This window comes from Pseudomonas sp. H11T01 (genome assembly GCF_048515765.1).
In the GTDB taxonomy this organism is placed as follows: Bacteria; Pseudomonadota; Gammaproteobacteria; order Pseudomonadales; family Pseudomonadaceae; genus Aquipseudomonas.
The window spans coordinates 199,103-213,321 of the sequence record NZ_JBLYED010000007.1; the positions used below are offsets into that span (position 1 = coordinate 199,103).

The 14,219-nt window shown below is 56.7% G+C and carries 12 protein-coding genes; 3 read left to right on the forward strand and 9 right to left on the reverse strand.

Annotated elements, in window-relative coordinates; translation table 11 throughout:
• Nucleotides 1-46: 46 nt before the first annotated feature.
• Genes bcsB through bcsQ form a run of 3 tightly spaced genes read right to left on the reverse strand, consistent with a single transcriptional unit; the run spans nt 47 to nt 5,747 of the window.
• A complete protein-coding gene (gene bcsB, locus ACN1C3_RS11895) occupies nt 47-2,350 on the reverse strand; it encodes a cellulose biosynthesis cyclic di-GMP-binding regulatory protein BcsB (RefSeq protein ID WP_419115998.1) in 2,304 nt (767 codons plus the stop codon).
• A complete protein-coding gene (bcsA, locus tag ACN1C3_RS11900; RefSeq protein ID WP_419115999.1) occupies nt 2,347-4,578 on the reverse strand; it encodes a UDP-forming cellulose synthase catalytic subunit in 2,232 nt (743 codons plus the stop codon). Before bcsA ends, bcsB begins: the two co-directional genes overlap by 4 nt.
• Nucleotides 4,575-5,747: a cellulose biosynthesis protein BcsQ gene (gene bcsQ, locus ACN1C3_RS11905; RefSeq protein ID WP_419116000.1), complete on the reverse strand. Its 1,173-nt coding sequence runs from the start codon at nt 5,745-5,747 to the stop codon at nt 4,575-4,577. The genes bcsA and bcsQ overlap by 4 nt, the downstream gene beginning before the upstream one ends.
• 308 nt (nt 5,748-6,055) lie before the next feature.
• On the opposite strand from bcsQ, the gene ACN1C3_RS11910 reads away from it, so the two are divergent.
• Complete coding sequence (locus ACN1C3_RS11910; protein WP_419116001.1) at nt 6,056-6,427, forward strand: hypothetical protein; 372 nt, start codon at nt 6,056-6,058, stop codon at nt 6,425-6,427.
• A gap of 48 nt (nt 6,428-6,475) precedes the next feature.
• Nucleotides 6,476-7,105, forward strand: coding sequence for a hypothetical protein (locus ACN1C3_RS11915; RefSeq protein WP_419116002.1), 630 nt, complete (start codon nt 6,476-6,478; stop codon nt 7,103-7,105).
• A 350-nt stretch (nt 7,106-7,455) separates the two neighbouring features.
• Here ACN1C3_RS11915 and ACN1C3_RS11920 read toward each other — a convergent pair whose 3' ends face one another.
• Genes ACN1C3_RS11920 through ACN1C3_RS11940 form a run of 5 tightly spaced genes read right to left on the reverse strand, consistent with a single transcriptional unit; the run spans nt 7,456 to nt 12,440 of the window.
• Nucleotides 7,456-7,818 (reverse strand): VanZ family protein, encoded by a 363-nt coding sequence (locus ACN1C3_RS11920; RefSeq protein ID WP_419116003.1) that lies wholly within the window; start codon nt 7,816-7,818, stop codon nt 7,456-7,458.
• Complete coding sequence (locus ACN1C3_RS11925; protein WP_419116004.1) at nt 7,815-9,893, reverse strand: YjbH domain-containing protein; 2,079 nt, start codon at nt 9,891-9,893, stop codon at nt 7,815-7,817. Before ACN1C3_RS11925 ends, ACN1C3_RS11920 begins: the two co-directional genes overlap by 4 nt.
• A complete protein-coding gene (locus ACN1C3_RS11930) occupies nt 9,890-10,657 on the reverse strand; it encodes a capsule biosynthesis GfcC family protein (RefSeq protein WP_419116005.1) in 768 nt (255 codons plus the stop codon). The genes ACN1C3_RS11925 and ACN1C3_RS11930 overlap by 4 nt, the downstream gene beginning before the upstream one ends.
• The gene (locus tag ACN1C3_RS11935; RefSeq protein WP_419116006.1) at nt 10,654-11,313 is read right to left on the reverse strand and encodes a YjbF family lipoprotein; all 660 of its coding nucleotides are present in this window, start codon (nt 11,311-11,313) and stop codon (nt 10,654-10,656) included. Before ACN1C3_RS11935 ends, ACN1C3_RS11930 begins: the two co-directional genes overlap by 4 nt.
• A 20-nt stretch (nt 11,314-11,333) precedes the next feature.
• Complete coding sequence (locus ACN1C3_RS11940) at nt 11,334-12,440, reverse strand: polysaccharide biosynthesis/export family protein (protein ID WP_419116007.1); 1,107 nt, start codon at nt 12,438-12,440, stop codon at nt 11,334-11,336.
• Nucleotides 12,441-12,639: 199 nt separating this feature from the next.
• Between ACN1C3_RS11940 and ACN1C3_RS11945 the strand changes: the two genes are divergently transcribed.
• Complete coding sequence (locus ACN1C3_RS11945; RefSeq protein ID WP_419116008.1) at nt 12,640-12,831, forward strand: hypothetical protein; 192 nt, start codon at nt 12,640-12,642, stop codon at nt 12,829-12,831.
• Nucleotides 12,832-13,180: 349 nt separating this feature from the next.
• Here the strand turns inward: ACN1C3_RS11945 and ACN1C3_RS11950 are convergent, their stop codons facing one another.
• Nucleotides 13,181-14,200, reverse strand: a complete 1,020-nt coding sequence (locus tag ACN1C3_RS11950) for an NAD-dependent epimerase/dehydratase family protein (protein ID WP_419116009.1) — start codon at nt 14,198-14,200, stop codon at nt 13,181-13,183.
• Between the last annotated feature and the right edge of the window lie 19 nt (nt 14,201-14,219).

A 14,219-nucleotide genomic window follows, 5' to 3' on the forward strand; every position in this document is an offset into this window, starting at 1 on the left:
ATGAAGTTGTAGTGACCAGCCGTTTGAGCAGGGGCACCGCCGCGGTTCATTGGCCAAGACGACGTTTGGCCCGTAAGCGCAGGGCCAGGTAGGCCATCGAGGCAAGCAGCAGGACCCCGAGGAGGGTGAACAGCATCAGCGCCACTACGTTTTGCGAGAGGTACCACTGCAGATAGCGCAATGGGCCCAAGTGCCCGACGTAGTAATCCTGCTCGGCAACCAGCGATTCAACATGCTTGCCCCTGACCACCACCAGACTGCCTTGCAACTCGTGGGCGTTTTCTTCGCTGCTGAGCAGGGCGTTGGTCACGTCGGCCAGGCCACTGGGCCTTGCGCTGGCGATAAACACCACACTGCGGCCACTCTTGAGTGGCGATTCGAATCCGGTCAGATAAGCACCGCCGTCCTCAGCGGAAAACCTGAAGCTGTTGCGCGCTTCACGCAGATTGGTTTTCGCATCCGGGCTGATCCAGTTGCGCAGACGCAAGGGCAGGTCAGACAGTTCAAAGTACTGCGCAGCGTCTTCGCCCTTGGCCGGCAGAAGGCTTTGCCATTGCTCCAGCAGAGGCTGATTGTTGCCCGAGGAGAGCACCAGCAAATCCCTGTCGCGTTGCGCGGCGACCTGGTCGGCGTTGACCACCTTCACGCCGGTGGCTGGATAGCCGGTGGAGTCGCCGAAGCGGCCCAGCAGGGTCAGATAGGCGCTCAGATCGGCCGCGCCTGGATCATTGGGCAGGATCACCGATGTTTCAGACAGGTCGGCCATGCGGGTAAAGGGGAAGCCACTGTCCTTGAACACCCCGAGGTTGGGCATGGCCATAAAGTGGTCGTATTGGCTGAGGTCCAGGGTCGAGTCCGGGTCGATCACACCGCGCATGTTGTCGATGATGACGTCGCGGCATTCGCCCTGTTTGATGTAGTCATACATGAAACGAAATTGCAGGCGCGATTGCAGCGCGACTGAATTGAGCGGCAACAGCATGCGCGATGTGCGGGCCAGGCTGTCGTCGGTTTTGAGCATCGCCAGCAGGCTGTCGCTGTTGCCGAGTTTCTCGATCGAAGGCAGGTCGATCGACTTGATAAAGGTGTCGTTGAAGCTGATCAGCAACGAGGAATTGGTGGAGACCGGTTGGGGCGTATAGCGGTATTTCAGGTCAAGTTGCGCGCCGGGCTCACGCCAGTTGAACAGGTCGGGTGGCAAGCGCAGCGCAACCGTCATTTGTCCTGGGTTATAACCCGACACATTGAGTTCCACAGGCTTCGCCAGTTCACCCAGACGAACCGGGCGATCGGAGGGCAGCCAGTTTGGCGCGTCGTACGGCTGGCGTGGCTTGAGCGAGTCGATCCGGTCGATCACCACGCTCTGCCCGGAAAAGGCCGAGCCGCCGAGCGCCAGCGCTGTCGCGGCGATTTTGAGATCGGCGCCATCGCGCCCGGAGACGATCAACAGTTTGCCCTGAGGATCATTCGGGTTGCTCACGAGTGTCAGTGTCGGCCCCGTGGCCTCTTTGATCGGTAAGCCACTCAACGTTGTTGATTCGCTACCGCTGACAAACACCACGGCGTTGCCTTTGGCCGGCAGGCTGGTGAGGCTGGCGGGGAAGGTTGCGCCGCGGTAGCTGGCCAGGGCGCCAAACCAGGATGACAGGATGCCGGCGGCCTCAAGCCCGGAACCGTCGGGGCGAGAGGCGAACACGAAGGGCAGCTTCAGGGGCAAGGCGTCTCGAGGATCGAACAAGGGCAGCGGCAGAGCGGACAGATCGTTGGGTTGTCTAATCGAGGACACCTGGAGGCTCAGCTGGCTCTCGTTGCCGATCCTGGCCCAAAGGCTGGAGTGCAAAGGGTCTTCACATTGCATCGTGTAGTGACCGATGAACTGCAGGCTGAGCCGGTTGAATTCGGTGATGGTCTGCGGCGGAATCTGCACGGTCCGGGTCTGCAATTTACCGGCCTCTTCCTTCGGCAGGGGCAGGCTGGCGGCCACTTGATCGTTGATCAGCACGTTGATTTGCGAAAGATCGGCCAGCAGTGCCGGTGAGTAGCTGTACTGCAGCGTGACGTGCGCCGCCGTGACGACTTCATCGGCGCGCACATCGAAATTCACACTGTCGGTAGCCTCCACGCCCTTGAGGTTCATCGAGTAGCTTTTGCCCAACTCCTTGAGGGTGCGGGTATAGCTGTTGCTCGGGGCATCGGTCCCGGGCAAGGGGGCGACCGGCATCACCGCCGGGTCTGTGGCGCTGATTTGGGCGGCAGCACTCAAGGCCCAGCCGCTCCAGCTCAGCAGAGAGCAGGCGATCAGCAGGAGTGAGCGACGAGGAAGAAAGGTCGGGCGAGAGGAAGACTTCAAGATCGTTGCGTGTCCGCGGTGGAGTCGATAGGTGATGGAGCGTCCGAGCGTTTGCGCAGCAGCGCCCGGCCGTCCCTTAGGGTTGCAACGAACAAGTGCAGGATGGCGCGTAAGCCAATGCTGCTGACCTCCCGCAACGCCGACATAGGGGCGTCGAGGCGACCGTTACCCCAGGTGTTGGCCCAGGTGTCGGCCCGTGAAAATGTCAGTCGCACTAGTTCACTTTGCTGACGCAGGGTCAAACCCTCGAATTGCACGCCCGCCACGTTGTCGTTGCTGAAGATCGTTGTTGCGGTAAAGAGGCTTGAAGGGGGCGAGCGCAGAATGCAGAACCGCAGCTTCTCATTGACGCTGAGCTGAACCTGCGGTGGCAGTGCCAGGCCCACGCCGTTCTGTGAGAAGTCCTGGGTTTTGCATTCAAACGAGCTGCCGTCCTCGCGAAAGACGCGCACAGGCAGATCCGCGGGCACCCTGGGTTCGGTGCGCACCTGAGAGGATTCACTGGCCACCGCCACGGCGGTGCTGACGATGATGATGTTGTACACAGTCCAGGCCAGGTTGATCAGCAGGGTAGTAGCCTCGGCTGAATCACTCCCTATCAATTTCACCACGCCGGTCACCAGACCGATCATGTTCAAGGTCAGCAGGACGATGTAGGGCCGCGCGAGCTTCCAGTCGAAATAGTCATCTTCAATGGTGCCGCCCTTGTCGGTCACGTTGAATTTTCCCAGCGAAGGGCTGATCAGGGCGAACAGTACCGGCCGCATGATGTACCAGGCCAAAACCGACTCATACACTTCGTTCCAGAAGGAATGGCGGAAACGGCCCTGGATGCTGGAGTTGGTCAGGCTGGAATGGAAGATGTGCGGCAGAACATAGACCGTGACCATCAACGCCGAGGCGTGAAAAATCTGCGCATCGAAAATCAGGTAGGCCAAGGGCGCGGTCAAGAACACCAGGCGAGGCAGGCTGTAGAAAAAGTGCATCATGGCGTTGAGGTAGCAGATGCGCTGCCCCAGATTCAGTCCTTTGCCAAACAGCGGATTGTCGGTCCGAAAAATCTGCGCCATGCCCCGCGCCCAGCGTATGCGCTGACTGATGTGACGGGAAAGACTTTCGGTGGCCAGTCCCGCCGCCTGTGGAATGGCGAGGTAGGCGGTGTTGTAACCACGGCGATTGAGCTTGAGTGCCGTGTGCGCATCCTCCGTCACGGTTTCGGTGGCGATGCCGCCGACTTCCAGCAAGTGAGTCCGCCGGATGACCGCGCAAGAGCCACAGAAGAATGTCGCGTTCCACAGGTCGTTGCCGTCCTGCACCAGGCCGTAGAACAGCTCACCTTCATTGGGTACCGAGCGAAAGGTATCGAGGTTTTTTTCGAACGGATCGGGTGAGTAGAAGAAGTGCGGCGTTTGCAGCAACGCCAGGTTAGGGTCCTTTAAAAACCAGCCCATGGTGATCTGCAGGAAGGAGCGGGTGGGCACGTGGTCGGCGTCGAATATGGCGATGAACTCGCCATCGGTGACTTTGAGCGCCTCGTTGAGGTTGCCGGCCTTGGCATGCTGATTGTTGTCGCGGGTGATGTAGTTGACACCAATCTGCTGGCAGAAATCCTTGAATTCCTCCCGACTTCCGTCATCGAGCATGTGCACACGCAGTTTGCCCTCGGGCCAGTCGATGGCCTGAGCGGCGAGCACCACCAGTTTGACGATACCCAGCGATTCGTTATAGGTGGGAATGAAGACGTCTACCGTCGGCCATTCAGCGAGCGGCTGTTGCAGAAACAGTGGTTGGCGGTGCAGCGGCCAGGCGGTCTGTACGTAGCCGAACACAAGGACGAGCAAGGCATAAAGCTCGGCCAGCACTAACCCGTAGCCAAATACAGCATCCTGCCAGTTGTCGAAGTCCAGGGTGTCGGACAGGCGCCAGTACATGTAGCGCAACGAAGCGACCAGCGAGAGGGTGATCAGCGTCAGGATCGCCAGACGCCCGGCTCGCCTGCGGATGATCAGGCTGGTGGCGAAACAGACGGTGGCGAACACTGCCTGGGAATACAGATTCAGCGGCGCGGTGAGGATACCCAGCACCAACAACGCTGCGATCAGCCCGGCTGAGATCTTCAGGCCTTGGCGCCAAGGCAGGGGCCATCGACTGACGCGAGCCTGGGCAGCATCCAGTAGCCCCTCCAACCACCAGGTCTTCGCAGATGCCTCACTCTGCTGGGCGGTCAAGGCATAACCTGCTGGCCGGCGGCCTGCGGGAAAAGCAGGTCATGGACCACGCGTGACAACGAAAGAATGTCCAGACAGCCAATGCTGTCAGGTGAGTACTGCAGTGGGTCCCGACCATAGGCCAGCGATTCGTTGAGCTGGTGATCGAGGTGAATCGTCCTGATCAGGTCAGCACCGAGCCGCCGCTGAAACAGCACGGCCATATCCCTGCTGAACGACCGTGACTCATCCTGTTGGTTGAGTACATACCGGTGCCGTTGCGCGCGTCGTCGGCTGGTATCCAGCCACTGTGTCATGGTCTCCAGTGCCAGGTAGGAAGCCGCGTCGGCTACCGTTATCACCAGCACAAGATCGGCGGCGTCGAGTGCCTGTTGCGAAAAAACGGTCGCGCCCGAAGGGGTGTCCAGGATCACGGTATCGTTTTCGCCGAGGTTCATCGACGCAAGGTGCTGATTCAACCAGCCAGAATCTTCGAACATCAGCTGCTTGAGCGATCGGCTAGCGTTCACATCACCCGCGCCGAAAGGCAGGCACTCACTGCCGCCATAGCCCGGTAGGCAATGGGCAACCCAGTCTGCGTCCTGCGGTTTCAACTGGATCAGCCCAGGAACCTGTTGGGTGAGGCCCAAGTGGCTGGACAGGGCGTTCTGCGGGTCCAGATCAATCGCGATGGTTCGCCCGCCAGGGCGCCGAAGTGTTTTCGCAAGGCCGGCGACCATGGTGCTTTTACCCACCCCACCGTTCGCCGAAACGATAGCGATGACCTTCGCCTTGGTCAGCTTGCGAGCAATTTCAGGCAGGCCGTCTCTACGAACCTGATTGAGTTCATGCAACAGGTCGCTCAATCGCTGACGGTCACCCGTTGCAGCACCCGCAGGTGGCTTGGTCGGGAGGAGGGAGTTCGGCAAAGGTAGCGAGAGGACAACGTGCTTCGCAGGCTCGACCGGCGCGCCAATCAATAAAGGAGGCTGTGGTTCGTCCAGTAGAAACACAGGGGGAGTGGGTGCTGGGGGAGACAACTCCACCAACTGCTCTGGCTCAGTCACGGGTACCGCAGGTGTCACCGGGTCATCTTTGAAATCTTTATAGTTCGGTTGTATTTCCTGGTAGCTTTCCGCATTGGCGCCAAAACGTGTAAAGAGTTTCGTAATATCGTCTACATATTTCATACGCTGTACCAGGAATGAACTAACTCGGAAACTCAGCATTCCATTAACTTAACAACGTTCGTGCGTCGTCTTGGCGTTGGCAGAGTGGTACTAATTTCCGGCGTCTGCGTCTGGGTGTCAACGATTGTTATAAAAGGTCGGTAATAGTTGTTAGCGTTCAACCGAGCCTTATCAAGGCATTATGTTATTCGTAGAAAGTGCGAATGTTAGAATGCGTCAAATAGTGACTATCAAATGAGGTGTAATGTGATCATCAGTAATGGGTGTATTTATCGGGAGAAATAATTTTCCGACGCGATGGAGTGTGAGTGTTGGACGCCTTCGATGATTTGATGCTGGGCTATGTATTAAAGAAGTTGACCGATGTATTTGAAGAAATAGTGGCGGTTTCAAAAAGTACTTTTTCGGATAATACGACGGGTATCGAGGGTGTCAGGCAAGGTAAAATCGTAAAGAAACTTCCCGTCTGGCTACGGCGCCTGAAAATCAGTACGCCTTATCAAGTGACCCATGTGTTACTTGATCAGATGCACGCTGCGCGAAAGCTTAAGCGCGGCCTGCGCTTCGAGGCCCAAGCTGCCTTGCTGGAGGCGCTGGTGGAGGCAGAGCTGGCGATGGATGTGGCGAATTATTCGACGGCGATTGTAGAGGGCCGTTTGAAGTGCTTATTGGATCGCTGAAGGCTATATTTACCTTGCTGCGCAGCAAGGCGTATTCGAGGAGGTAGATTGGATTCAAAACTGTACATCGCGCAATACGCCGGCATCACCGTCATGCTCCCGGCAGCCCTGGTCGTCGCTGGTTGGTTGTGGAGCACAGCCTCAAAAAAAGTCGCCTTTTTATGGCTAGGCGTGTTGCTCGTCGCCTATTTCGTCGTGGGCCTGAGCAAAGTGCTGTTCAAGGGCTGGGGAATCGGCCTGGAAAGCCTGGATATCGCAGTTATCAGCGGCCATGCGATGAACGCTTGCCTGGTGTCGACCGTGGTGATGAGCTTACTGTTCCGACAGATAGACCACCGCCTCCGATGGCTCGCGCTGGGCGCAGGGCTGCTGTCGACCTGGTGGTTCAGCGTCCATTATGTCGGAACCACTATCCATCCTCTGTCAGAAGCCATTGCCGGGGCGCTTGTGGGATCTGCGGCGGCCTGTGTGTTCCTTTACAGGTTGGAAAACAAGGAAATCGGCAAAATCCCCCTGCCGGCCGTGGCTCTAGGGCTTGTGGTTATCATGTTGTGTGCGAGCATTCCGAAATATACCGCTGAGGGGTTATTGAACACTTTCGCGGTGTCTCTTTCGGGCGCAGAAAAGGCTTTTAGGCAGCCTCACTGGCGCACTTCTGGCGAATCGTTGCGATTATAGAGGTTGGCTTGATTGGGAGTCCTGGTGAAGTGACGGCACCAGGGCTCACTTACAGGCTTCTCATTAATCTGATCCAGCAGCTCTGCAGTTTTCATCTGCATCAGTGCGATCTCGCCACGAAGACCGTATCACAACGAACACTATCCCCGCAGTGCACTGAAATACCGTATGCCAACGGAGTTTAAGCGATTGGCAGAGGCATCAATTTAACGGGGAGGGGGGCGGTTTTATAGGGCAAGTTCATTCGGCTTTTCGGCTGCCGCCAATATAACTCTAAACCGGCAACCGCTTATCTGAACAAGTCCAGTTATTCCAGGCTTGATTCGATGGTGAACCATATAGGTGTACGATTAATGGCGCATCCAGCGCCATGCAATCATCAAACCGATCAACACACCGAAACCATTTGCCAAGGCATCGTAAGGTGATGCCGTGCGCAGTGGCATCAGCCCTTGTGCATATTCGATCAGGATCCCTGTCAGTAGACAACCCAAGGCGATCCAGCGCAGCTTGACCCGTAGGAAGGCCAGCCGGCAACTAAAAGACAACGCGAGAAAACCAACCAAATGATGCAGCTTGTCTTCCTGGGCAAAGGCTTCGGGAATGGGTTGCGCTCGCAACCCGGCTGTCAGCAAGACCACACCAATGCCGATGAAAAACAGAGCGCGTACCCAGAGCGGAAGTTGTGTAGCACGCAGGAACAACGGACTCATTCGGTGATTTTCTCAAAGTTTTTATAGAACGCATCGATGTTGCGGCCATCGGTCATGGTGTGCAGTGAGTACTGGCGGTTAAGACGCGCGCCACCATCGCGGGTCAGCGGAGCCCAGACCAAATTGGCGCGACGCATCGTGGAAACGCTCATCAACTCGTCGAAAGGGACCGAGATATAGATGCCTTTGTCGAAGCTACCCTCGCCGTATTCTGCTGCCGACGCCGTGGTACGGGTGACCCAGCCACCGAACTTCACGCCGTTACTGAACTCACGCGACAGATCGATCGTGGTACCCCAATCGCGTGCCAGGTAACGCCCGACACTGACCGCCGCCTGCAAATCGAACGGCAGCTCGGTATAAGCGGTGATGTGACCGGTCACGGTCTTGTATCCGCGCAGGCCAAAGCCTTGGTCAAACTCACGCTGGCGTACATAGTTCAAATCACCACCCAAGGACCAGCGCTCGCCCATGGGGCGGTACAGCAATTCACCACCGACTCCGGCGAACATTGACTCCAGATAACCGCCATACACCATGCCATACAAGTCTTGATCCAGTTGCTTGGCATGGTTGAGCTGAAATGTCGGCATCGTTACATCAGAGGTCGTGATGTATTTGCGCAAATCACTCCGCACTCGGGGCAGGTTGCTCGGTGCGTCGTACTTGAACTTATCGAAGTTGTTTATGAGATTGGTGCTGATGACCCCGCTTGTCCACGTGTTGCGGGTAAAGCGGTATTCTGCGTCCACATCGGCGCTCAGCTGGTACAGCAAGCCGTCAGGACCACCAACGTTTTGCTTGTAACCCAAGCCCAAACCATAGGTAAACCGCTCTGGTGCCTGGGTGTACAGAGTGTTTTCAGTGTGTGGGGTGGCCCGGTTTAATTCGGTGGTACGGTGCAGGTCTGTAAGGTCTTGTTGGTTGTTCGCCACGGCCCGGAAGGTTTCGCGCGGCACACTGGTTTCTTCCACCGGCATGTCGTAACGCTTGTTCACCACGGTGAACCAGTCGATTTCGTCATTCGCGCTGTTGTCCAGAATCCGGCTGGCCCGGCCTACGCCTTTGGCGGAGTAGAAATAGCGCGACTGCTCGCCATACACAATCAGCTCGGAATCACGCTGAGCAATGCGTTCGACCTTATATCCGGCGTTGTTTTCCAATCGTTTGGAAACGTTGGCCCAGTCGACCTGATTGAGCGGCGTAGTGGGTGCGTGTGCCGGAAGCGCTTCGACAGCGGGGTCGTAGCGCTTGACCGGCGCCTTGCGGCTGGCGAAATTGGTATGAACAGTGATACCGAACAACGCGGTATTGCCGCGCTCCCAACCTGCGGTCAAATCGACAGAGTCACTGAGCTTGTAGACCGCCCCTAGGTTAATGGGCGAGTCCTGCTCCTGGTTATTGTTTTTCGGTTCATGCTTGTAGTCGTTACCGTCGAACTCGAGTTTCAAGCTCAAGGGCGACCAAGGCGTCTGATAGGCCACACCGCCAAACAACGCGGGCGAGCCTCGAAAATACGAGTTGGTATTGATGTCTCCCGCGGTCGTGCTGACCGGGCGTGTATCAAAGCGCTCATCGAGGTACCCCAACGGGTTTTCGAAGTCCCCCCGGTTACCAATGTAACCCCAGGCAATACCCAGGCTGAAATCCAGATTGTAGTAACGCTTGTTCGCCACAAAGTATTCGCTGGAAAACAGGCCGGTACCACCGATATCGCGAAAACCGAGCGCGACCTCGGGCAACCAATGACTTTCTTGCCAGAGGCGGGCTTTGGCATCGACCGCCTTGTCTTTATAGCTCTGGTCGCCACTGAGTGACTCAGCCCCGTATTTACGGTTGCTGATGGAGGTATAACGGAAACTACCTTCCAGCCAATCAAGAGGCTGTAATGAAATGCTATAGCGAGAATAAGGGTCTGTGCGGTTGGCGTTTAAGCTGAATTCGCCGGCTGGTGCCATCCGTGCGGTAGGGGTTTGCAACAAACCCACACCACCGAAATCATTCTGGGTAAAACGCGGGTCACCATGGGCCAAGCTGTAGGGCAATAACACTACGGCGGCAAAACGTAACTTCAAGGGGCCACCTCGGGCAACGGTTGGGTGGCGAGAAACTGGGCCAGCTGCTCGTTCAAATCGGGTGTGGGTAGATCAATATCGTCGTTTCGTACGGGCACCAGAATCGTGCTGCCTGCGGCGGCAAGCACCCCATCCTCACGGTTCCAGCCGGCGATGCCGACCCGCTTGACCTGGCCATCGGGATGAATCAGCCAAAGGTAATCGGCATCTGCGTCGGCCACAGGCAGACAGCTGTCGAGGTATTCATGGGCTGGCTGCAGGGCGTGATAAGGCAGCGTGCAGGGCTTTTCCACCGCGCCCAGTACAGTGACCGTAGTCGGGCGTAGGGGGTAAATCAGCTGGTCGCCGTCATTGAGCGGGTAATTGCGGGCGAACGCTACCTCCAGCGCCACGGGGTCGAGCACTGCGACTTTTCGGCCGGTGACGGGCAGTCGGCTGACCTCTTCAAACAGGCGCGCAGCCAAGGCTGCAAGGCTGCTTTTTTCTTCCAGCAAGGCGCCACGTTGCACCATTTTCAAATCGAACAGCACGCCGGCTTTAAGGCGCCTTTGCTGCTCGACCATCGGCTGGTGTAACCAGGCGGCGGCCAGCCAGTAACTTTCCGCGTTCGGGCGTGCCTGGCTGACGACATCGAGCAAGTGCGCGCCCGGCTCAATCGTGAAGGATCCGGCGTTTAGTACATCGCCAGTCACCGTGACCGCGGCCTGACTCATCGCAGAACTTGCCAGCAACAGGCAAGCCGACAGCGTTTTCGAATACCTCAACGGGCCGTCTCCCAGTCGGGGCGCAATTGCACAATCTTCAAGAAAAGCTCCGGCGTGAGATGTTGTTCGCTCTGCAGGATCAAGCCATCGTCAGGCCTGACCCAGAAACGGTTGGTAGCGTGGAATCCCAGCTCGGGTATGTCGATGCGTTCGTCTATGCGCTGCAGCGCATAGTCTTTGTCCAGGATGGTGACGGTTTCGATGGCCTGTCGACTGAAACGACTGTTGACAGCCAGTCCGACCCGAGGGCCCTTATAGAGATCTATCCAGCGGGTACTGGTGTAACCGTCGGGCAATCGTTGCAAGCCAAGCTTGAACGGCGACTCACCGTCGAAGCGCGTGCCATCGAGATTGACGCCCAGGCCGACGCTGCGCACAGCCAAACCGTCGCGCATCAACAACACTTGCTTGCCGGAGGCGACCCAGAACTCCAGGTCGCCCTGCTGGCGAAGCTTTGCCATCACACCTTCGCTGGCGTTCGTGGTGACCTTGATCTGCGCATAGGGCACTGCCGCCACTTGCGCCGGAGTCACTGCCAGTGGCTGGACGCCCAACGCGGAGGCTTTAAACGTATCAAGGGACGCCTGCATCAAGGGGTTGCAGCCACAGAGCAGTAAACTCACCGCCAGGCATGAGCTGTTACGCAAAGTTTTCAAAACGTCTCAAACCTTATCGGCTACTTAGATGAACTGATATCGTTTTGAGCTGATGCTCCGGCACTCAGGATAGTGGCCGAGGGTACCAACTGACTGATCAAGCGGTTCCAGCGGGTCACCTCTGCCGGGCCGACATAGACGATATCCTGGGGTTGCAGATCGAAGCGGCTTGCGAGGGCGAAGGCGATCGGTGATTCGGCGTCCAGCTGAAAGACTTTTGCCGGTTCGGTTTCAAGGTTCTCGGCTCCCCGAATGACATAAAGCGCATTGCCATTGGACGTGGTCTGGTTCAGTCCACCGACCGATCCGATTACATCAGCCAGATTCATCCGATTGATTTTAAACGTGAGCGCCCGCGGCTGGTTGACCTCACCCATGACGTAGATCTTCTTCCGGTCATTGTAGGGAAGGTACAACTGATCGCCGTCTTTCAAATAGACGTTTTGCAACTGCGAGCCTTTGCTGTTAAGCGTATCCAGGTCCAGCCGATATTCACGTCCGTCCCGGTTCAGCGTCAGGCCGGCAAGGTCGGCATTCAATGGGTCGACATCGGCGGTGCTGATAGCTTCAACGACACTGAGCGGCGAAGTAGTAATGGGGTGTGGGCCCGCTTTTAAAACAGCACCGGAAATAACTATTTTTTGACTGGCAAACCGTAAAACACTCAAGTCAACCTGAGGGCTGTCGATAAATTGTGTCAGGCGCTCAGCAATAAAAGCGCGCAGCTCTTCGATGGTTTTACCCGCTGCTTGAACATTGCCGACATAAGGGTAAAACAGAGTGCCGTCCGGGCGTACCAGACGGCCGTTGGCATCAATTTGCTGTTGTGCACCCGACGGCGCGGTCAACTCCGGATGGTCCCACACGGTGATATACAACACATCGTTGGCACCAATCCGATAAGCATCCGGTTTGAACGCCAACAACTCGGTCGGCACCGAGGCTTGCACTTTTGTCGCCGCGTTCTGGGCAATCAGTTTGGGCGTTATCGGAATCAACTCGACCCGACTGCTTTCTGGTGAGCCATCGCGACCGATCTTACTGGTATCCAGGTGTTGACCGGGTGCGAACATACAGCCTTGCAGGGCAACGCCTACAAGCACAGCGAGCGACAAACTACGAATCATAATGGGGGCACTTGTGGAGGAAACACATCAAAACCAACCCCCCCGGATTGCTCAGGGGGGTTGAGGGCGGTCGACCTGACTATGGGCTTAGCGGGTGGTACCGGTGGTCCCGGTAGTGCCAGTAGTGCCGCCGCCATTGTTGTTTCCGCTACCACCACTGGATGACAGCGCAGCGGCCCCGCCTACAACGGCGAGGCCAATGGCGACGACATCCGTTGTGTTTACGCTGCCCAAGACAGCGGTGGAATCGGTCAAAGAAGTGCTTGATGCGGGCTTTGCCGGTGTGCTCGAAGCAGAAGATGCTGCGGGAGGCTCAGCGGCCAAGGCAGAGGCACTTAAGGCAAGCATTAGCGCAGAAACAAATAATTTGGTCATGGGAAATTCCTTTTGATAGATCGTCTGTATTGGCGGTAAAACTTGGGCACGTAAGTGCAAGGTTACGAACGTTGAGCATTCGGCATGTTTGAAGCATCGTGGTGGAGCAGGGCGCTACGAGCGTGGCACTCGAATGACTTCTTCACCTGCATTCATCTTTGCAATATCACCTTTAGAATACCTGCGCGGGGCACCTAACAAGTCTGACGTTTTTTAACGTGCTCGCGGATTCTAACGTTTGTTATCGGGCATGCGGTGCAGATGTCGTGGTTCGCGCCAGGTATTAGCCATCATTTCCGGCCTGCTCGACGGCCCGAATTACTGCCGATGAAGTTTGCATCTCCATACCAAGTACAAAGATGGGGTCAACGCCACTCTTCGGGACTGTCAACTTTCCAATCAGCGAATGCCGACTCCAGGGTGTATCGATACGAATAGCCGTTTTCCACCAGGAAGCCTGGATGAATATTGTTCGATCGTACCAGCTTGCGAATCCGTACCGGGCTGAAGGGATGCTTGATACCGAACGGGCGAGCAATTAGCTCGATGACATAGGCGACGCTCAGAATCATAGGGTACGGAATGGCCGGTACTTTGCGCTGAATACCTGCCACCTTGCAGACCGTTTCCACATACTCCTGAATCGAAGGGCCAGGGTTCATGGACATGTTGAACAACGTGAAATGTTCGCCTTGCTCCTTCTGCCGCTGCAGTACCCACCAAATGGCGCCGCACAGCTCCTTCACATAGGTGCCAGCCTTGCGGGTGTCGCGATTGCCCATGTAGAAGAAGTACCGCTTGATCACCGCCTTGATCAGACGAGAAACATTGCCGCCTTCGCCAGGACCGAAGACAACCCCAGGGCGAACGATAACCAGATGACGCTGAGCCTCATCGGCGGCCAGCCAGATCTGGTGGATCTTTTCTGCGACCAGCTTGGAGCCGCCGTAGGCCGTCAAAGGTACCGGCAGGGATAGCTCCTTCTTCTGCTGTTCGCTTGGTCCATAGGGGGATATGGAACTGGTGAAAACGATCTCGTTGCAGCCCACACGCTCGGCCCAGGCGCAGATATTTTCGGCACCGAGCAAGTTGGTTTCGTAGTACTCGAAATCCTCATGCCCAGGCTCGCGGTGGATCGCTGCAAAGTTGACGATCAGCGTGACCTTATCCTGCGGCTGCCAGGTGATCTCCTGGCGAACATCGCCCTTGAGCTCAACGATCCTGGCATCTTCTCGAACCAGTTTAGTGCGATAGGGGAAGGGTTTATCGGCAACGTGCTCTTTGTCGTACAGGTAGATTTTTTCAAAGTTACCTGAAGTGAGTAATTGTTTGGCAAAGAAGACGCCAATGAAGCCGGAACCTCCAAAAATGACAGCGCTGCTCATGTGAATCCTTCAACAGTAA